The sequence below is a fragment of the Clostridioides sp. ES-W-0018-02 genome, assembly GCF_020658175.1.
Lineage (GTDB): Bacteria > Bacillota > Clostridia > Peptostreptococcales > Peptostreptococcaceae > Clostridioides.
This window is the reverse complement of the sequence record NZ_JACVVY010000006.1, coordinates 1-19,423: the sequence shown is the minus strand read 5'-3', so window position 1 is coordinate 19,423 and position 19,423 is coordinate 1. Positions and strand designations below refer to the sequence as shown.

28 protein-coding genes are annotated in these 19,423 nt (G+C 30.9%); all 28 read left to right on the top strand.

What is annotated here, in order from left to right:
• Positions 1-2: 2 nt before the first annotated feature.
• Positions 3-158 carry a hypothetical protein gene (locus IC219_RS14275; protein WP_196340944.1) on the top strand — a complete coding sequence of 52 codons (156 nt, stop codon included), beginning with the start codon at positions 3-5 and terminating at the stop codon, positions 156-158.
• Complete coding sequence (locus IC219_RS14270; protein ID WP_159067223.1) at positions 151-801, top strand: DUF2786 domain-containing protein; 651 nt, start codon at positions 151-153, stop codon at positions 799-801. The genes IC219_RS14275 and IC219_RS14270 overlap by 8 nt, the downstream gene beginning before the upstream one ends.
• A gap of 106 nt (positions 802-907) precedes the next feature.
• On the top strand, positions 908-1,351 hold the full coding sequence (locus tag IC219_RS14265) for a transcriptional regulator (RefSeq protein WP_196340943.1): 444 nt from the start codon (positions 908-910) through the stop codon (positions 1,349-1,351).
• A 284-nt stretch (positions 1,352-1,635) separates the two neighbouring features.
• A complete protein-coding gene (locus IC219_RS14260; RefSeq protein ID WP_196340942.1) occupies positions 1,636-1,842 on the top strand; it encodes a hypothetical protein in 207 nt (68 codons plus the stop codon).
• Complete coding sequence (locus IC219_RS14255) at positions 1,772-2,371, top strand: tyrosine-type recombinase/integrase (RefSeq protein ID WP_074074666.1); 600 nt, start codon at positions 1,772-1,774, stop codon at positions 2,369-2,371. The genes IC219_RS14260 and IC219_RS14255 overlap by 71 nt, the downstream gene beginning before the upstream one ends.
• Before the next feature lie 196 nt (positions 2,372-2,567).
• Positions 2,568-2,846 carry a hypothetical protein gene (locus tag IC219_RS14250; protein WP_227831572.1) on the top strand — a complete coding sequence of 93 codons (279 nt, stop codon included), beginning with the start codon at positions 2,568-2,570 and terminating at the stop codon, positions 2,844-2,846.
• Positions 2,846-3,139: an HNH endonuclease gene (locus IC219_RS14245; protein WP_227831573.1), complete on the top strand. Its 294-nt coding sequence runs from the start codon at positions 2,846-2,848 to the stop codon at positions 3,137-3,139. Before IC219_RS14250 ends, IC219_RS14245 begins: the two co-directional genes overlap by 1 nt.
• A 247-nt stretch (positions 3,140-3,386) precedes the next feature.
• Positions 3,387-3,626 carry a hypothetical protein gene (locus IC219_RS14240; RefSeq protein WP_227853334.1) on the top strand — a complete coding sequence of 80 codons (240 nt, stop codon included), beginning with the start codon at positions 3,387-3,389 and terminating at the stop codon, positions 3,624-3,626.
• On the top strand, positions 3,623-5,272 hold the full coding sequence (locus tag IC219_RS14235) for a terminase TerL endonuclease subunit (protein WP_227831575.1): 1,650 nt from the start codon (positions 3,623-3,625) through the stop codon (positions 5,270-5,272). The genes IC219_RS14240 and IC219_RS14235 overlap by 4 nt, the downstream gene beginning before the upstream one ends.
• Before the next feature lie 15 nt (positions 5,273-5,287).
• Entirely contained in the window at positions 5,288-6,442 is a 1,155-nt protein-coding gene (locus tag IC219_RS14230) for a phage portal protein (protein ID WP_227831576.1), read from the top strand.
• Positions 6,443-6,447: 5 nt separating this feature from the next.
• On the top strand, positions 6,448-7,185 hold the full coding sequence (locus IC219_RS14225; RefSeq protein WP_227831577.1) for a head maturation protease, ClpP-related: 738 nt from the start codon (positions 6,448-6,450) through the stop codon (positions 7,183-7,185).
• Positions 7,178-8,446: a phage major capsid protein gene (locus IC219_RS14220; protein WP_227831578.1), complete on the top strand. Its 1,269-nt coding sequence runs from the start codon at positions 7,178-7,180 to the stop codon at positions 8,444-8,446. The genes IC219_RS14225 and IC219_RS14220 overlap by 8 nt, the downstream gene beginning before the upstream one ends.
• A 9-nt stretch (positions 8,447-8,455) precedes the next feature.
• Complete coding sequence (locus IC219_RS14215) at positions 8,456-8,746, top strand: head-tail connector protein (protein WP_227831579.1); 291 nt, start codon at positions 8,456-8,458, stop codon at positions 8,744-8,746.
• Positions 8,747-9,085 (top strand): phage head closure protein, encoded by a 339-nt coding sequence (locus IC219_RS14210; RefSeq protein ID WP_227831580.1) that lies wholly within the window; start codon positions 8,747-8,749, stop codon positions 9,083-9,085.
• A complete protein-coding gene (locus IC219_RS14205; RefSeq protein WP_227831581.1) occupies positions 9,033-9,491 on the top strand; it encodes an HK97 gp10 family phage protein in 459 nt (152 codons plus the stop codon). The genes IC219_RS14210 and IC219_RS14205 overlap by 53 nt, the downstream gene beginning before the upstream one ends.
• Before the next feature lie 10 nt (positions 9,492-9,501).
• Positions 9,502-9,918, top strand: a complete 417-nt coding sequence (locus IC219_RS14200) for a DUF6838 family protein (protein ID WP_021425774.1) — start codon at positions 9,502-9,504, stop codon at positions 9,916-9,918.
• A 14-nt stretch (positions 9,919-9,932) separates the two neighbouring features.
• Positions 9,933-11,000 carry a phage tail sheath C-terminal domain-containing protein gene (locus tag IC219_RS14195; protein ID WP_227831582.1) on the top strand — a complete coding sequence of 356 codons (1,068 nt, stop codon included), beginning with the start codon at positions 9,933-9,935 and terminating at the stop codon, positions 10,998-11,000.
• Between the two features lie 17 nt (positions 11,001-11,017).
• Complete coding sequence (locus tag IC219_RS14190) at positions 11,018-11,470, top strand: phage tail tube protein (protein WP_196340932.1); 453 nt, start codon at positions 11,018-11,020, stop codon at positions 11,468-11,470.
• A gap of 52 nt (positions 11,471-11,522) precedes the next feature.
• Positions 11,523-11,912 (top strand): phage tail assembly chaperone, encoded by a 390-nt coding sequence (locus IC219_RS14185; protein WP_227831583.1) that lies wholly within the window; start codon positions 11,523-11,525, stop codon positions 11,910-11,912.
• A 17-nt stretch (positions 11,913-11,929) separates the two neighbouring features.
• On the top strand, positions 11,930-12,103 hold the full coding sequence (locus IC219_RS14180) for a hypothetical protein (RefSeq protein ID WP_165476683.1): 174 nt from the start codon (positions 11,930-11,932) through the stop codon (positions 12,101-12,103).
• Positions 12,096-13,850 carry a hypothetical protein gene (locus IC219_RS14175; protein ID WP_227831584.1) on the top strand — a complete coding sequence of 585 codons (1,755 nt, stop codon included), beginning with the start codon at positions 12,096-12,098 and terminating at the stop codon, positions 13,848-13,850. Before IC219_RS14180 ends, IC219_RS14175 begins: the two co-directional genes overlap by 8 nt.
• Positions 13,850-14,485 (top strand): LysM peptidoglycan-binding domain-containing protein, encoded by a 636-nt coding sequence (locus IC219_RS14170; RefSeq protein WP_196340930.1) that lies wholly within the window; start codon positions 13,850-13,852, stop codon positions 14,483-14,485. Before IC219_RS14175 ends, IC219_RS14170 begins: the two co-directional genes overlap by 1 nt.
• A 239-nt stretch (positions 14,486-14,724) precedes the next feature.
• A complete protein-coding gene (locus tag IC219_RS14165) occupies positions 14,725-16,248 on the top strand; it encodes an NlpC/P60 family protein (RefSeq protein ID WP_227831585.1) in 1,524 nt (507 codons plus the stop codon).
• A 14-nt stretch (positions 16,249-16,262) separates the two neighbouring features.
• A complete protein-coding gene (locus IC219_RS14160; protein WP_227831586.1) occupies positions 16,263-16,589 on the top strand; it encodes a DUF2577 family protein in 327 nt (108 codons plus the stop codon).
• Complete coding sequence (locus IC219_RS14155; RefSeq protein WP_227831587.1) at positions 16,589-17,017, top strand: DUF2634 domain-containing protein; 429 nt, start codon at positions 16,589-16,591, stop codon at positions 17,015-17,017. The genes IC219_RS14160 and IC219_RS14155 overlap by 1 nt, the downstream gene beginning before the upstream one ends.
• Positions 17,010-18,059 carry a baseplate J/gp47 family protein gene (locus tag IC219_RS14150; protein ID WP_227831588.1) on the top strand — a complete coding sequence of 350 codons (1,050 nt, stop codon included), beginning with the start codon at positions 17,010-17,012 and terminating at the stop codon, positions 18,057-18,059. Before IC219_RS14155 ends, IC219_RS14150 begins: the two co-directional genes overlap by 8 nt.
• On the top strand, positions 18,060-18,677 hold the full coding sequence (locus IC219_RS14145; protein ID WP_227831589.1) for a putative phage tail protein: 618 nt from the start codon (positions 18,060-18,062) through the stop codon (positions 18,675-18,677).
• 1 nt (position 18,678) lies between these two features.
• On the top strand, positions 18,679-19,423 hold a 745-nt coding region (locus tag IC219_RS14140; RefSeq protein ID WP_227831590.1), incomplete at its 3' end, for a phage tail protein.

The window sequence follows — 19,423 nt, the reverse complement described above, 5'->3', positions numbered from 1 at the left end:
AAATGAGTAAGTGTAAGTATAAAGATAAAACTTTAAAGCCTGGTAAGTATATTTTTTGTGGATGGTGTGGTAGAAGGTTTTATAAATTAGATGTACAGAAAAGTGTTTATTGTTGTAAGAAGTGTGTAGCTTATGCAAGGGGGATAAGAAATGGATGATAAGATAATTAATAAAATTAAGAAATTGCTAGCTCTATCAACTAATAATACAAGTTATGAAGAGGCTCAATCTGCTATATTAAAAGCACAAAGATTGATGGCTAAGTATGATATAGATGTAATGGATATTAATGAAGGAGAAGACGAAGAAGAAATAAAAGTATCATATGAATATGTAAAAATATCAAGAGCATGGAAATATGAATTAGCATCAATAATAGCAAATAATTTTAGATGTAAATCTTTTACTAGAGGAAGAAATATAGCATTCTATGGGCGAAGCACAGATTCAGAGGTAGCCAAAGAAGTCTTCTCATTTTTATTTAAGTTAGGACATAGTCATGCGAATAAAATGATTTACAAAAAAGCAAAAGAAGACAGATGTTGTGTAGGTATATATAATAGCTATGTTGTAGGGTATATGGATGGTATTAAATCTAAGTTAGAGGAACAAAGTACAAAGCTTGCATTAGTCATTCCAAAAGAAGTGGAAGAAGAATATGAGAATTATGTGATAATCAAAAAAATGGGTGTTAGAAAATGTAAATCTTTAGTAGCAAGTGGAATGGATAGTGATTCATATAAAACTGGTTTATATGATGGTAAACATGCCATGCAAAGTAGAGAAATTTGTAACAAGTAATTATTTGAAATTGAAAGATGATATTTATCTTTTATAGAAAAGCAGTAAGAAAGTTAGATAGTATGAATTAAGAATGTATTTAAATAAATAAAAATGGAGTGATGTTATGAGTAATGTAAAAGATGATATATTTAAAAGAACAGAGGGTAAGTTATATAGCTATAATAGATTAAAAGCAGAGATAAATTATTTGAATTTGGAGATAAAAAAGAAAGAGAATTCTTACTTGGAGTGTAAATCTATAGGATACAGCGAAAAAACTAGTCAAACTTATAATATATCAAGTTCAGTTGAGAATGAAGTTTTGAGAAAAGAAAAAGAAATAGAAAAGATAAGAAGAGAAATAGAATCAAAAGAAATTTTAATAGAGAAAATTGATAATGTAATGTCACTATTGAATGAAGAAGAAACTGTATTAGTTCAACATAGATATTTCAGTAAAAAGAATAATTCATGGGGATATATAGCTGACTCAATAGGGTTTTCAGCTACAAGATGCAAACAAATGCGTATAGAGATTATAAATAAAGTAAAAGACCTATTAGGTTAACTTATAGGTAACAATTATACTTAAATAAACTAAAAAGTGTCTTATTTGTGACCGATTTGTGACCAAAAAGTGTCTGAATTGTGTACGAAAAGTGTCCGATTATTATACGAATTGTGTACCATTTGTGTCTTTAATTTGTATATAATTAATACATGGTTAACTGATTAGTTAGCTATAAGCAAACCACTATATATTAAGTTACAGAACTAAGACTGGTAACTTTGTTCTGATGAAAGACTAGATTACGGAATCTGGTCTTTTTTTATGCCTAGAAAGGGGTAGGTATGGCATGGGTAGATATAGATAAGATAATTAATAAAGAATTTAGGTTATCCAAAGAAGAAAAGGAGTTAAAAAAAGAAATGGAAATGATTCCTGGGTTTAATAAATCTAAAGAAATGGAGGGAAGAAATGTAAAAGGTGAAAAGACCCGCAAAGCCAATAAAAAAACAACAAGATGTACTCGATATCCAAGATTATCTAAGATATAAAAGTTATAGAAATTATGTAATCTTTGTACTTGGTATAACAACAGGATATAGAGCAGGTGATTTAGTTAAATTAAAAGTCAGAGAAGTAAAAGAAGCTTTAAAAAGACAAGAATTTACTATTTGGGAAGGTAAGAAAGTAAACAGTAAGAATATAAGAGAAAAAAATAGAAAGCCTAGGACAGTAGAAATAAGACCAAAAGTTGTACAGATTTTAAAAAAATATATAAAAAATAAAAAAGATTATGAGTATATGTTTCCATCAAGAAAAAAAGATTATCCTTACATTGGAGTAGCTGCAATTAGTAAAATTCTTAAAGAAGCAGGAGAATATTTTGGACTATATGATATAACAGCACATAGTATGCGTAAAACTTATGCTTATAAAATTTATATTGATAGTGGAAAAGATATTGTGGCAGTTAAAGAATTGCTAGGTCATTCTTCGATAGAAGAAACGAAGGCATATTTAGGTTTAGATAAAGAGCTATATCATCATTACAGTGAATCGTTAGACGATTTTGTGAGGTGATATTTTTTTATTTGCCTGTTTGAATGTCTAAAAATTTGGTGTATTACTATTTAAGGTGCCAAATTCTCTATATAAGAAGTAGGAAAAATTTAATTTGAATGTTTGATTTACTAAGAAAATAGAGGATTCAAATGAAAAAATACGAACTATATTTATTAAAAATATAATAATATTCGCATTTAAAAAGAGGTGTTTTATGAAAGAAATAGAGCTAGATAATAAAGAGATTGAGTTGGTTATTTCAGCATTAGATTTAAAGATTTCTCGTGACTTAGACAGAGTTTATAATAATGTTCTATATCCTTTTACTAAAAAAGAAGAATATAGAAAAGGTGTGGCTACTATGGAACTTTTAATTGATAAGCTTTTGAGTAAGCGTGACGAAGTAGAAAGTGAAGAAGTTTTAACTATAGATTGGAATATGAAAGAATTTAAAGAGAAGCTTAAGGAAGTTATTGAGGAAGTGCTTGTGTAGTGGCTAGGGAGTTTAGTCGAAGCTTTTATAATAGCAAAGCCTGGAAGGAATGCAGGCAATCAATTATTAAGAAATATCTAGGCTTGTGTGCTGAGTGTGGGAAGCTAGGAGAAGAAGTGCATCATATAAAATATTTAACTCCTGCTAATATACATGATGCTGAAATAACTTTAAGTGAGGATAATTTAATATTGCTATGTAAAGACTGTCATAGTAAAAAACATAAGAGTAATAAAGACATTACAAGAACAGGTTTAAAATTTAATGAAAATGGGGAATTGATTTCGATTTGAGAAAAAATAGTATATCCCCCCCTAAAAACGACCCTGGGGGGCTGATTTCAAATACCGATGTCCCCACCTCAATTTTCCTCCGCACGAAAAAATCAGAAGGGGAGGGGGGTTATTTAAAATAATTTACGAACAATTAGAGAAAGAAAAAAAGATAAAACAAGAAGTAAGCAGATTAAAGAAAAACTATAAAGATTTAGAAAAAGAAAAAGTTAAAATTCTAGATGGGTTGGTAAATGAAGCGGCTTTCTTGAAAATATCTTTAGAAGAGACAAGAGAAATTTTGACAAAAGAAGGTTTGACTGAAATTTTCAAACAAGGTAAACAGGAATTTGAAAGAGAAAGACTTCAAGTTAAAATATATTTAAATTTTATGAAGCTTTATTCTAGTGTCATGAAGCAACTAATTGATATTATTCCAAGTGATATAAAGCAGGAAGAAGAGGATGAGCTTATTGAGTTTATAAAAAAGGGTAGACTTCAAAAATGACATACATTGAAGAATATTATCAAAAAATATTGAGTGGAGAAATAGTTGCTTGTAGCAGAATTAAGCAAGTATATAAAAAGCTTGTTCAAGACTTGTATAATCCAAAAGGAAATTGGGTTTTTGATGAAGAGCTTGCGAACAGACCTGTCGAATTTATAGAGACTTTTTGCAAACAAGCACAAGGCAAGCTAGGAGAACCTTTGAAGCTTGAATTATTTCAAAAAGCTAAACATCAAGCTGTATTTGGATTTGTTGATAAAGAGACAAGATTTAGAAAATATCAAGAAGTATTAGATATTCGAGGTCGTAAAAATGGAAAGACTACGGAATTAGCAGCAGATGAATTATTTATGTTAATTGCAGATAATGAAGGGTCACCCGAAGTTTATAATATTGCAACTAAATACGAGCAGGCACAAAAAGGGTTCAAAGAATGTTATAAAATGGTACAGCAATCCAAAGTTTTGTCTAGGCATGTTAAAAAAAGGAAAACAGACCTCTATTTTCGTGGCAATTATGGTTTTATACAAGCACTTGCTAGTAATTCAAATGGACTTGATGGATTGAACTCACATATGGTAACAATAGATGAATTAGCAGCTATAAAAAATAGAGATATTTACGACTTAATGAAACAATCTATGAGTTCAAGAAATCAACCTCTTTTAAATTGCATTACTACAAATGGTTTTGTGAGAGAGGGTATTTTTGACGCACAATATGAATATGCTTGCAATGTCTTGGATGGAAAAATAAAAGATGATAGGTTTATAGCTTTTATTTATGAGCTAGATGACAAGGACGAATGGGATAGAGAAGAATGCTGGATAAAAGCTAATCCGGGTTTAGGGACTATAAAAAAGCTTGATTTTTTAAGAGATTGTGTTAATAAAGCTAAGACAGACCCAAGTTTTAAGCCTACTGTCATGGTGAAAGATTTCAATATGAAAGAAAATTCTGCGACTGCTTGGTTGAGATGGGATGAGCTGAACAATGAAACTAAATTCAATGTGGATGAAATGGAATTTAGATATGGAATAGGTTGCTTTGACTTAGCTGAAACTACAGACCTGGCATCAGCTAAAGTTTTGTTGAAGAAAAGATATGATGATAATATTTACGTTCTTTCTATGTATTGGGTTCCATCTGAACGATTAGAACAAAAAACTGATGAGGACAAAATTCCGTATAATCTGTGGGAAAAGCAGGGCTTGTTAAGGGTATGTGAGGGAAATAAAATAAATCCATACGACATCCTATCGTGGTTTAGAGAAATTAAAGAAGAATATGACATTTATATTTCGTGGATTGGATATGACCCTTGGCATGTTGATTCGAGTCTTCTTTTAACTTATGAGAATGAGTTTGGAAAGGATGTAATGATTAAAGTTAGACAAGGGGTTTATACTTTATCTGCTCCCATGAAAGAGCTACGGGCTGATTTAAAAGCTAATAAGGTTATTTATAATAATAATTCTATCGACAAATGGTGTCTTAGTAATACGGAAATAAAAGTAGATGTAAATGGAAATATACAACCTGTTAAGGGAATGGATAGACGACGTAGAATTGATGGAGCTGTATCTTTGATAATTGGTTATGTTGTTCTGAAAGAAAAAATGTCAGAATATGAAAACATGATTTAGGTGAGGGGGTGAAAAATGAATATATTTAAATCTAAGAAGAAAAATAAAGAAGCTCCTGGAAAAGTTATAATGGAACTTATTTCAGATTCGGGAAATGGATTTTATAGTTGGCATGGTAACTTATACAAAAGTGATATTATAAGGAGTATTATACGACCAAAAGCTAAAGCAGTTGGCAAAATGACAGCTAAGCATATTAGAAGCAATGAGACTGAATTTAAGACTAATCCAGAAATTTATATTAAGTTTTTGCTTGAAAATCCGAACTCGTTTATGAGTGGTCAAATACTTCAAGAGAAAATGGTTACTCAGTTAGAGCTTAATGGTAATGCTTTTGCGGTGATTATTAGAGATGATGATAATATACCTACGCAAATTTATCCTTTAAATGCTTTAAATGTAGAGGCAATTTATAAAGATAAAGTTTTGTTTTTAAAATTTTCGCTTAGAAATGGAAAAGTAGTTGCTTATCCATACACAGATATAATTCATTTAAGAAAAGACTTTAATGAAAATGATTTATTTGGAACATCTCCGACTAGAGTCATTGAACCACTTATGGAAGTTGTAAATACAACAGACCAAGGGGTAGTAAAAGCTATTAAAAGTAGCAATACAATTAAATGGTTACTAAAATTTAAAACAGCACTTAGACCTGATGATATAAGGAAAGAAGTCAAGGAGTTTGAAAAGAATTACTTGCAAATAGACTCAGACGCAGGCGGAGCTGCTGCAACTGATTCTAAATATGATGCTGAACAGGTTAAAGCTGAAAGTTATGTTCCTAATGCAGCGCAAATGGATAAAGCTGTACAACGTTTATATTCGTTTTTTAATACAAATGAGAAAATAATTCAAAGTAAATATACAGAAGATGAATGGAATGCTTATTATGAGTCTGAAATTGAACCAGTTGGGTTGCAATTATCTAATCAGTATACAGAAAAACTTTTTACTAGAAAAGCTCGAAGTTTTGGAAATGAGATAATTTTTGAAGCTTCTAATTTACAGTATGCAAGTATGTCTACTAAATTGAATTTGGTTCAAATGGTTGATAGAGGTTCACTTACTCCAAATGAATGGCGTAAAATAATGAACCTTTCGCCAATAGAAAATGGCGATAAACCTGTTCGTAGATTAGATACTGCTGTTGTGGAAGGGGGTGAATAAAATAAATGGTTAATGATAATTTAAATGAGTTTTTAAAAATTAAAAACTCAACAGAAACAAGTTCAGACTTATTTTTTTATGGAGACATTGTTTGTGATGAGTGGGACGCTTGGACAGAGGAAGACCAGTACCCACTTTCAATTAAAAATTTTTTAGCAACTGAACAGGGAAAAGATTTAAATATTTATATAAATAGTGGCGGTGGGTCTGTATTTGCAGGTATGGCAATATATAACATGCTAAAAAGGTATGAAGGATTTAAAACTGTTTATGTAGATGGTGTAGCTGCAAGTATTGCGAGCGTTATAGCTTTAGCAGGTGATAAAGTTGTAATCCCCGAAAATGCTTATTTTATGATTCACAAACCCTGGATGGGATTATGGGGTGCATATAATTCAGACAAATTAATTAAAGCCTCGGAGGATTTAGACAGAATAGAAGAAGGTATTTTGAATGTGTATAAAAACAATTTAAGGGAAGGAATTGACATTGAAGAAATAAAAGAAAAGTTGAGAGAAGAGACTTGGTTTACTGGCAAAGAAGCATCAAATTATTTTAATTTTGAAGTTGATGAAAAAAAAGAAGTTGCTGCTTGCGTGAGTGATTGTTTTGATAAGTACAATAAAGTACCTCATGTCTTAAAAAATAAAATAGATAAGACTAGTAATGAAAAAGAAAGTAATAATAAAAAAAGAGTTCAGATGAAACTGAACTTATTAAAATTAGGGGGTTTAAATGACTAGAGAAGAGTATTTTAAGAAAAGACAAGAAATGATAGACGAAGCACAAAAATTACTTGATGATGAAATTGGAGAAGAAGGAACAGGAGAAGAAAAGACGGAAGAAGCTGAAAAAATAGCTAATAAAATAAAAGCATTAGACGAGGAATATGAAAGAAATGTAAAAGCTAGGGCAAATTTAAAAGCATTGCAGGATAATGTCAAAATCGACCCTACTATTTTTAATTTAACTAATAACAAAGGTAAAATAGAAGGTATAGAAGGCACAACTGTTAAGGATAAACAAGAACAATATAAAAATGCTTGGGCTAAAGATATGTTAGGAAAGCCGTTAAATTCAGAAGAACAGGAAATATTCAATAGTATTAACTCAGAATATAGAGCTGAGGTTCAAACAAGCGAAAATAATACCATTTTAATTCCTAAAACTGTAGCTACAGGCATATGGAAAGAAATTGGAGATATGTATCCTCTTTTTGGAGACACTTCACCAACTTTTGTAAAAGGTGATTTGACAATCATAGCAGAGGAAGATGGTGGTGATGATGCAGAGTGGTATGACGAAGAAACAGAGGTCAAAGAGGATGGCTACAAATTAAAAGAAATAACATTAAAAGGTTGCGACCTTTCAAAAGATATAACTGTATCATGGAAGTTAAGAAAAATGAGTATTGATGAGTTTATTCCATATATAACTACCTTATTAGCTGAAAAAATGGGGGCAGCATTGGCGAAAGCCATTATTAATGGAAAAGGAAAGCCAGGAGAAAGTGATTCTTTTAAGCCTCAACCACTTGGAATAAAAACTGTTTTAAGTAAAGAAATTAATAAAACTCAAATAATAGAGTACACTGATAAAATAGTCTATACTGATATAACTAAGCTAATGTCTGTACTAAACAAATGGAGTAATGGGGCTTGTATTTATGCTAATAGTACAACTATATGGACGCAATTAGCAGAAATATTAGATACAACAGGGAAGCCAATTTTTATCCCTGATGCTGTAAATAGTGATGGAGTTGGAAGAATGTTTGGTAGAGCTGTTAAAATGGATGATAGCATGGTAGATGGCGAGATTCTTGCTGGAAATATAGCGAAGGGTTATGCAATAAATATAAATGAAGATGTAACTTTATATACAGAAGAACATGTAAAAAGTAGAAAAACAGATTATTTAACTTATTCTCTAGTTGATGGTAATGTTATAAGTAGCAAGGCTTTTGGTATGATAGTAAAAAAAACTAGTGCGGTTACGAAGTAGGTGTTTTGAATGATTGTATCATTAGAAGAAATAAAAGAATATTTAAGATTAGAAGCAGATTATAACGAAGACAATAATCTGCTTTTGTCCTTTCTGAAAGTAGCAGAGGAAAGCTTGGAGAATCAGACAGGGAAGGTTTTTAATGAAAATAATAAATCTGAACTCGCTAGTTTATATATAAAAATGTATGTTGCAGAGCAGTATGATAAAAGGGGAGCAACAGAAAGTAATAGTGAAAAAGTGAGGTTTGTTTTAGAAAGTATAATATCTCAACTTAGTATATGTGGGAGGTATAAGTAATTGGATGTTGGAAAATTAACTCAAAGGATAGAAGTTCAAGTATTTGGAGAGACAGAAAATATAATCGGTGAAGTTATCAAAGGATGGGCTACTTATAAAACGTTGTGGGCGAATAAGTCTTTATTAAGAAAGAGTAGTAACTATATCTTAGATAAAGAAGGCATTGAATATTCTTATAGGTTTAAAGTAAGATATAGAACTGATATAACTGAAGATATGAGGATTGTTCATGATGGAGTTATTTATGATATTAAGCATGTAAATAATATAAAAGAATTAAATCAATATGAAACTAATATTGATTGTGTTGTTTATAAAGAAGGTGTTTACAACGAGTAATACAGATTTTAATGTAGGTGGCTTAGATAACTATACAAATAGAATAATTAACCGACTAGCTAAAGAATATCCTAAAGAAGCTAAAAAATTAATGAATGGAATTATTGGAGGTTGTAAAGGTGAAGCTATAGCAAGAACACCTAAGTCTGATAAAAAGCCAAAAAAGTATAGAAGAAGTAAACATATGAAAGACAATTGGAAAACTAAGGTAACGCAAAAAAAAGGAAATTGTATGGGTTTATTAAAAAATAATTCACCACATGCACATTTACAAGAAAATGGTTGGTCAACAAAAAATGATGGATATGTGGAAGGAAAGCATATGTTACAACAGACTATGGAACACCAATCCCCTAAGATTGATAAAAAAGTTGATAAATTTCTTGATAAAATGTTTAATTTGTAGGAGAAAAAATATGTTAAAAATAGTCTCTGTAAAAAAGGCCATAGTAGATAAATTAAAGCCTTTAAAAATAAAAATAGTAGCAAATGAGATAAGGAGCGGGTTTGAAAAGCCTGCTTTCTTTATTCAAATTATTCCAGTTGAAATTTCAAATGACCCTGGATTTGCAAGTAATAAATTAATAGTTAATATACATTATTTTCCTAGAGAGAAAACAGAGTTAGAAAACTTAGAAATGATTGATAGATTAAATGTATTATTCCAGGATTGTATTTTAGAAATTGATGATGGGGAATTGACAATAGAAGAAAAAAATGCAGAAATAATTGAAAATGTTCTACAATATAAATTTAATCTGCAAGTAACAGAAATTATACCAGAAGATGAAAGTGAATACGAACTTATGCAAAATCTTGAAATAAATATTTAAAGGAGGTATATATATTGGGATTACCAGAAGCCATAATTGAGTTTGAGAGACGTTCAAAAACTATAAAATTTAGAAGTCAAAGAGGAGTTGTTGCTTTAGTTCTTAAAGATACTACTGCAACAAAGAAGTCTTATTCTTTAGATTTTTTGATGGATATAAATGAAACTGAATTTACAAAAGAAAATTATGATTATATAAGACTTGCATTTTTAGGAAGTCCTAACAAAGTCATTATAGAAGTTATGAATGATTCAGTTGAAGATAAGAGAACTTTAGATGATGTGCTGAAAGCTTTAGATTTAAAAAAGTTTAATTATATAGCTATTCCTTGGATAGATGCAGAGGCTGACAAAACTAAAGTAGTAAACTGGATAAAAGGAGCTAGAAGACAAAAGAAAATATATAAGGCTGTTTTACCAAATGTGTCAGATGCAAATGAAAAAGCTATCATAAATTTTACAACAACAGGAATAAAAGTTAATGAAAAAGATTACACAACAGCAGAGTACACAGCAAGAGTTGCAGGTATTTTAGCGGGGATATCTCTTTCAGAGAGTTGTACTTATTTTGTTTTAGATGAAGTAACTGAAATAGAAGCAAGTGAAAATCCAGATGAAGCTGTTGAAAGAGGAGAGTTAATTCTTATAAGTAATAATGGAATAAGAATAGCAAGAGGTGTAAACTCTTTGGTGACATTAGGTAAAAGTGAGATAGAAGACTTAAAGAAAATAAAAATTGTTGAAGCATCAGATATGATACAAGATGATATTTTACAAACTTGGAATGAAAATTATGTAGGAAAAGTTACAAATAAGTATGATAACAAAATACTATTTTTATCTGCTGTAAATAATTATTTTAAAGAACTACAGCGTGATGAAGTACTAGATAATAGTCAAGAGGCATCTGCACAAATAGATATAGAAGCACATAAGAAGTATTTAAAAGAAAAAGGAATTGATTATAGCGAAATGACAGAGCAACAAATAAAAGAAGCCAATACTGGTTCTTATGTATTTGCAGAGGGAAGTATAACAATTACAGATGCAATGGAGGATTTGAAATTTAAAATATATATGTAAGTGAGGTGATTAATTAAATGGGTGATAATAGCAATATTTTAGGAAGTAGGCAGATTTCTGGTACTTGGGGTAAGCTTTGGCTAGATGGAAGTTTAATCGCAGAAGTTCTCAGTTTTGAAGCTAAGGTGACAGCAAATAGAGAAGAAGTTCAATATGGAATGAGTAAGGACTCTAAAATAACATCTTTAAGTGGGGAAGGAACCATAAAACTTGGTAAAGTATATTCACGTGGGAAGAAAAAATTGCTGGAAGCATGGAAAAATGGAGAAGACCCAAGAAGCACAATCACGAGTAAGTTGAAAGACCCTGGGACACTTGGAAAACAATCAGAAGCAACCACTATTAACAATGTTTGGTTTAATGAGTTAGCTTTAGCTCAGTTTGAAAAGGGTGGAAAAATTGAAGAAGAATTAAGCTTTGGATTTACGCCAAATGATGCAGATGTTATTGATGAAATTGAGGAGATTTAAGGATAGTTTTTTACTATCCTTTTTTATGTAAAAATATTAGGAGGATTAAAAAATGGATAACAAAAAAAATAAAAAAGAAATAATAACAATAGAAGATATTTTAAGAAGAAAAGAATATTTTTCAAATAAAAGTGAAGAAACAAAGCAATTATATATTCCTTCTCTTGGTGCAAATATAGAAATTGCAAAGCCTGATAGGGAATTATGTATTGATGCGACTGAAATGGAGGATGCAGATGAAGGTGAAAAATATTTTGTTTATGAAGTAGTTAAAAATCCAAATTTAAAGAATGAAAAATTACAGAATGAATTTAAATGTAATGACCCATTAGAAATAGTTGACATCTTATTTGAACCAGGAGAAATTACTGATATTGCTAAAATTGCTATGAAATTTGCAGGTTTTGGAACTGTTGAGGAGATTGAAAGCTTAAAAAACTAATTAAAAGCGATATAGAAATGCAAATGTTTAGTCATTACTTAGATAGAGGGATTGACTTAGATAAATTGACTAATTTAAGAATGACAAGAAAAAATTTTTATATTGCTAGTATGCTATATGAAGAAGAAGAAAAAATAAAACTTATTTCTGAACTGATAAGTGCTATGTTTGGAGGTTCAAAAAATGGCTAGAAGACATATAAGTGCAGTTATATCTCTAAAAGACAACATGAGTGCAACTATGCGAGGAATTAGAAGAGAGCAAACGCAATTCCAAAGGGAAGTTAGAAGAACAAGGAATGAAATGCGTGCAGCAAGTAGGGAACGTATGCGTATAAGAATGGACGCAACACCTGCTAATAGAGTTATGCAGAATCTAAACCAAAAACTAGCACCTCTTAGGACTAAACTTGTAAAAATAGTTGCAATTAAGGATTTGGCAAGTGAAAAAGTTGAGAGAATAAAGTCAAACGTAAAGGCTTTTGGGAGATTTATTGCAAGACCAGCTATAAAACTAAAAGATGAAACAAAAGGAATGATTGATAAAATAAAAAATCGCCTTACAAGTTTATCTACTATAGTCCCAATTGGAATGGCAGCAGGTGCGGCTGCTGCTACTGTTAAAAGTGGTATGGAACTAGAGCAACAACAAATAAGCATGAGACATTTTATGGGGGTTGGAAATAAAGGTAAATCTAGTAAAGAGTTAGATGGTATGAGTGCAAGTTATTTAAAAGAATTAAGAGGAAATGCTAATGCCACACCTTTTGAAACTGGGGAAGTTATATCAGCAGGAACTCGTTCTTTACAAATTGCAGGAGGAAACACAAAGAATGCTATGCAGATGGTAAAATTAGCTGAAGATATGGCAGCGTTAAATCCAGGTAAAACTGTTGGTGATGCTATGGAAGCCTTGGCGGATATGAACATTGGAGAGATGGCTAGATTGACAGAATTTGGAGTCAAGGCAAGTAGTACAGATGACCCAAAAGATGTACAAAAAAAATTAGAAACAATGTATGCAGGAGGTGCAGGTAAACTAGCAGAGAGTGGCTCTGGACTACTTTCTACAATAATGGGGAAGTTAAAATCTAATGTAGCAGATATTGGGTTAGGTATGTTAGAACCTTTGAAGCCTGTAATGTCTGGATTAATTGGATTTATAGACCAGGCAAGCCCTAAGATACTAGAAGTAGGTACAAAAATAACAAGTGGTATAGGAACAGCAATAGGATGGTTTCAGCAGCAAATGCCAACGCTAGCACCTATTTTTCAGACAGCATTTAGTGCTATATCTTCAATTGTATCAACAGTTGCACCAATAATCGGGCAAGTTATAAGTGCGTTAGCTCCGATTTTTATGGGATTACTTTCTGTTGCCTCATCTGTTCTATCAGGAATTGCTTCTGCTGTCAAAACTGTAGCTCCTATTGTAAGTTCTTTAATTTCTAAGTTTTCGCCAGTTTTTTCAAATGTTGGAAGTACTTTAAAATCTATGGGTAAGATTTTTAAAAATGTTTTTGATAGTGTTATGAAAGTAGTTAAAAAAGCATCTGATTATATAAAACCACTTATAGATGGAATAGCAGGTGCAGCAAATGGATTAAGCGATGGATTTAACTGGGTTGTTGGTAAATTAGCAGGAAATGCTACTGGTACAAAGTACTGGAGTGGTGGACTTAGTGTAGTTGGTGAACATGGTCCAGAACTTGTGCAAATGCCAAGAGGTTCTAAAGTTTTTACTAATTCAGAAAGTAAATCTATTGTTAATAAGAGCATACCTACATTAAGACAGAAACAAGAAGGAAATGTAAATTATAATATATCTATTCCGAAGTTAGCCGAAACTATAGTAATTAGAGAAGACGCAGATATTGAAAAGATTATGTCAAGATTAATAACAGAAATACAAATGGCAAAAGTAGGAGGAGTAGTTTAATGGAAATGTGGCTTAGGCAGGCAAATGATGCTTTTAGATTTCCTGTTTTCCCTTCAAGCTTTGAGATAAATGGAAATATAAATACAAATACATCAAATGTATTGAAACTTGGAGAAATAATAGTATGTGGTGGTGTAGGACTTAGAACAACAGAGGTAACTAGTTTCTTCCCAAGCCAAGAATATCATTTTTGTAATTATAAAGGATTTCCACAACCATATGACTGTGTAGAAAAACTTAAAAAGTGGATGGAGCAGGGACTAATTTTAAGATATATAATAACTGAAACAAATATAAACATGGAGGTCATTATAGAAAGTTTTAAGTATGGGAAACAAGATGGAACACGAGATATACATTTTACATTAAGCTTAAAAGAGTATAAAAGAATACAGATACCTAAAGTAAATACTAATAATGATGAAAAGCTATCTTCTGCAAAAAATGTTCCTTTGACAAAAGGATTCGACACCAAACAAAAAACACATAAAGTTGTCAAAGGTGATAGTCTTTGGACATTAGCACAGAAATATTATGGAAATGGCGATTTATATACAAAAATTTTTGATGCTAATAAAAAAACAATTAAAACAGCCGACCATATAGAAGATGGTTGGCTGTTAGTAATTCCATAGTTTAGAGGTGATTTATAATTAACAATATAAAGTTAAAAGTACACATAAAAAATGGCAATATCTATAATATAACTGATATAGTTGAGAAAGTAACTTGGAGTGGTGATTATAAGTCGCCTTCTAGGACACTAGAATTTTCTATAGTACAGTCAGCTTCTGATATTAATTTTAGACAGATAGATATACCTATAGCTAGTACAGTTTGTTTTTATGTAGATGATAAGGAAATCTATCGAGGAATGATAATTAATAGGTCTAAAGACTCTAGTAATAATAGTATTAGTTTTGTTTCTAAAGACATGGGATTTTTACTTACACAAAGCGAAGTATCATACAATTTTAAAGATAAGTTAGTTGAAGATATTGCGAAACAAGTATTTAATGACAATAAACTTGCAATAGGAAACATACCTAAAACTGGTGTTAAATATACGAAGATGTTTATTGGTGTAACTGGCTATGATACTATAATGAGTGCATATACAGAAGCTAGTAAGACAACTAAAAAAAAGTATATGATAGAAGCTACTGTAGATAAATTTAATGTCATTGAAAAAGGAACTGTTACACTAAATGTTATGTTTGAAGAAGGTTCAAATCTTATAAATACAAGCTTCTCAGAGAGTATGGAAAATGTAAAAAACAAGGTATTAGTTGTAGACCAGTATGGTAATAAAATTAGTGAAAAAGTTAATGATAAAATTTTCAAAGATGTTGGAGTAATAATGCAAAAAGTTATACAACAACAAGAAAATCAAACAACAGATATAGATAGCGAGTTTAAGGGAATAGAGCAGACTTGTAATCTTAAAGGTTATGGTGATGTAAGTTGTATAACTGGTAGAGGTGTAAAAGTTAAAGATTCTTATACTGGTTTAGTTGGGTTATTTTATATAGATACAGATAAACATAACTGGGACAGTTCTGGAAATTATGAGATAGACTTAGATTTGAACTTCCAAAATATTATGGATGAAAAGACCGCAGGACAAGACGAGCAAAAAGAAGAAAGCTCAGATTTTAGTGGTGGCGAAGGCACTCTAAATGGGAAAGAAGTAAAAGCAGAATTTACAGCATATTATCCATCCAACAATCCAATGGAAGGTGGCTATTATCAAGCTATGGACAACAAAAGACTTGTACCTAGCAATAATACTTGTGCTGCACCTAGCAAACTTAAATTTAAAACACAAATTCAAGCAAAATGTCCTGGCACTAAAATTGATGGCAAAACTTATACAGTAACAGATAGAGGAGGGGCTATTAAGGTAACAAATGGAGTATATAAAATAGATATACTAATGTCTAGCAAAGAAGAATGCTATAATTTTGGCAGACGAAAAGGAACAATAATAATTGGAGATGGTACAGGATATACAAATGCAACAGGAAAAGCAAAAGAATTAATTAGTATAGCAAAAAGCAAACTAGGCTGTAAATATGTCTGGGGAGCTACTGGTCCAAATACATTTGATTGTAGTGGTTTTACGCAATGGTGCTATAAAAAGATAGGTATAAACATTCCTAGAGTATCAAGAGACCAGGGAAAGGCAGGTAAAGCAGTAAGTAAAGGAAGTTTACAGCCAGGAGATTTAGTTTTCTTTTCTAGTAAAGGAGCAAATGGAGCAATAGACCATGTTGGTATGTTTGTTGGAGATGGAGAATTTATTCATTCGCCACATACTGGTGATGTAGTAAAAATAAGTAAGTTAAGTGGTAGTTATTACACTAAAAATTATGTAACAGCTAAGAGATTTTTATAAAGAGAGGTGATAGAGTGGCTAATCCAATCAATGAATTTATAGGAATAATAAGAGAAGAAGGAAAGCATTACAATGAACCTTCTTTTTTTATTGGAAAAGTTAAAGATAAATTACCAAATTTAAAAATAGAGACAAGTAATATTATATTAGAAAAAGAAGATATTTTAATAGATAGTTGGATGCTTGATAGACAGATAGAATTATTTGATACAGAAACAAGTCAAGAACATAAACATGAAATAAAAAATCCGTTTATAGATACTTTTGAGGAAGAGGACACAGTAATAATGTTTAAGATAGGTGATAAATTTGCTATTGTAAGTAAGTTGGTGAGCTTATAATGAGTACAATATTCCCATTTATAGGAGTGCCAGCGGATTATATCTTATCTAAAACAGAAGAATTACCAATCTTTCGTGAAGTAGCATGGAACTTTGAAAAAGATGAGCCTATTTTGGAAAATGGAGATTTTAAGATTGTTGAAGGAAATGAAGCTATAAAAGTGTGGGTGTATAAATGTATTAAAACAAATAGGTATGAGCATGAAATTTATAGTTGGGGATATGGAACAGAGCTATCTGAATTAATAGGTCAAAAATACAGCAAAGGACTTACAGAAAGTGAAGCATCTAGGTATATAAAAGAGTCCTTACTAGTTAATCCATATATACTAGATGTTAATGTTGCAAATACAAGGTTTACAGATGATTTACTAAGTGTAGACATAACTATAAATACAATTTATGGGGAGGTGGAAGTTAATGTATAGTAGTCAAACATATGATGTTGTTAAAAACAGAACTCTATCCAACATAGATTTAAATATCTATAAAGGCGAGGGTTCTTTTTTAAGTGATATGGTATCTCCTGTTAATAGTGAATTAGCAAAATTCTATATAGAACTTTCATATCTTCATAAGAAAGCTTTTATAGAAGATAACTTCGATGATTTTTTAGATAAACGAGTAAATGAATTTGGAGTGTATAGAAAACTAGGAACAGAAGCTACAGGGGAAGTGACATTCGAGGGAAAAGCTGGAACAGTAGTCCAAAACGGAACTACTATATCTTACAATGAGCTATTATTCGTAGTAATCAAAGATATAGAAATCGGTTCGGAAATCGAACAAAATACAAGCCCTATACAGGCTTTAGAAATCGGAATTAGATATAATATACCTGCAAACACAGAATTTAAGCTACAAGACGAAATAAACGGTATAACTAAAATTTATAATAATGCAGATTTTAAAGGTGGCACAGAAATAGAAACAGACGAAGAATTGAAAGAAAGATTCTATAAAATACAGAAAAACCAAGCTACAAGTGGAAATAAAGCACACTATGAGGAATGGGCTTTAGAGGTTGATGGTGTATATAATGCAAAAGTATATCCAAGATGGGATGGAGCAGGGACAGTTAAGGTTTTATTATTTGGTCAAAATAATCAAGCTGTTGAAGAAGAAATAATAACTAAATGTAGAGAACATATCGAAGCAGAAATGCCGATTGGGGCTACACTAACAGTCGCAACACCTTCGCCACTTAATATAAGCATAAGTGCAACTATAAAGCTAGAAGCAGGATATACACTAGATTTTGTAAAAGAAAGTTTCTTAGAAAATATTAATGGCTATTTAATAAATGTTAATAAAGAAATAATTTACACTAAAGTAAGTGCAATACTTGCAAGCGTGGAAGGTCTACATGACTTTAGTAATTTACTTTTAAATAATAAAGCTGAAAATATAGTATTTGAAGAGGACAAAGTACCAAGCGTAACAAAGCTAGAATTTAGCGAGGTGGTTTAATTGAAATTAATTGATAAACTACCTTCTTTTTATAACAATGATATTACTAGAAAAATACAAGAAGCTTATGATATAGAGCTAGAAACACTTAGAGAAACTTATGACGATACATTCGACCAATTCTTTGTAGACACAGCCACATGGGGCTTAGATTACTGGGAAAATATTTTATCTATTAAAAATAGATTTGATTTAAGTATAGAAAATAGAAGAAGCAATATAAAAGCAAAGATGAGAGGTAAAGGTACAACTACAATAGAGGTTATAAAAGCGATAGGAGAAGCTTATACAAAGACTAATGTTGATGTAGAAGTGTTCAGTAATCTATTTAGCTTTACACTTAGCTTTATAACAAATAATTGTAGTTATAACACTATCTTGGAGTTAGATAAGAAAATAGAAGAAATAAAACCATGTCATCTTGAACATAAATTTGAGATGATTTTATTCAATAAAAATGACATGTTTGCAGGTTCTACAATGAATACAGGTGAAACAGTTACCATATATCCTTACAGTCCAACTGATATAACTTCTTTTGGAGAATTGACTATAACTACAGGCAATGACAGAAGTATGGAAAAAGTAACATTATATCCTAGACAGGAGGTGGTATAGGTTGGCAGAACAAAAATATTATACCCTTTTAACAAAGGTAGGTAAGGCATCTATTGCAAATGCTACAGCACTTGGTAATAAAGTAGATTTAGTTAAATTACAACTTGGTGATGGAGCAGGAGCAGAATATAATCCAACAGAAGAGCAGACAACACTTAAAAAAGTAGTTTGGGAAGGTTCTGTAAACAATGTAAAAGTAGATGAAGAAAATCTAAACTGGATAGTAATAGAAACCATAATACCAGGTAGCGTTGGTGGATTTATGATAAGGGAAGTAGGTATATTTGACTCGTTGAATCAATTAATTGCAGTATCTAAATATCCCGAAACATATAAACCTACTGCTGATAGTGGGAGTGTAAAAGACTTAGTTATAAAAATTATTTTAGTAGTATCTAATACTTCAAGTGTAAATTTAAAAGTAGACCCAACTGTTATATTAGCAACACTTAAAGATATACAAGAGTTAGACACTAAAATTGATACAACTAAAACAGAGTTAACAAGCAACATAGAAACTACTAAGACAGATTTAAATGGAAAAATAGGGGATACAACACTACTTGAAACAACAGATAAAACAAATATAGTTAGTGCATTAAATGAAGTAAAAACTAGCGTAGATAGCATAGAAACAACAGCAGAGAAAACAAGTATAAAAGATACAGATAATCTATTTACTAGTAATAATGTAGAAGATGCTTTAAAAGAGGTTTTTCAAAGTGGAGTTAATGCTAAGAATAATG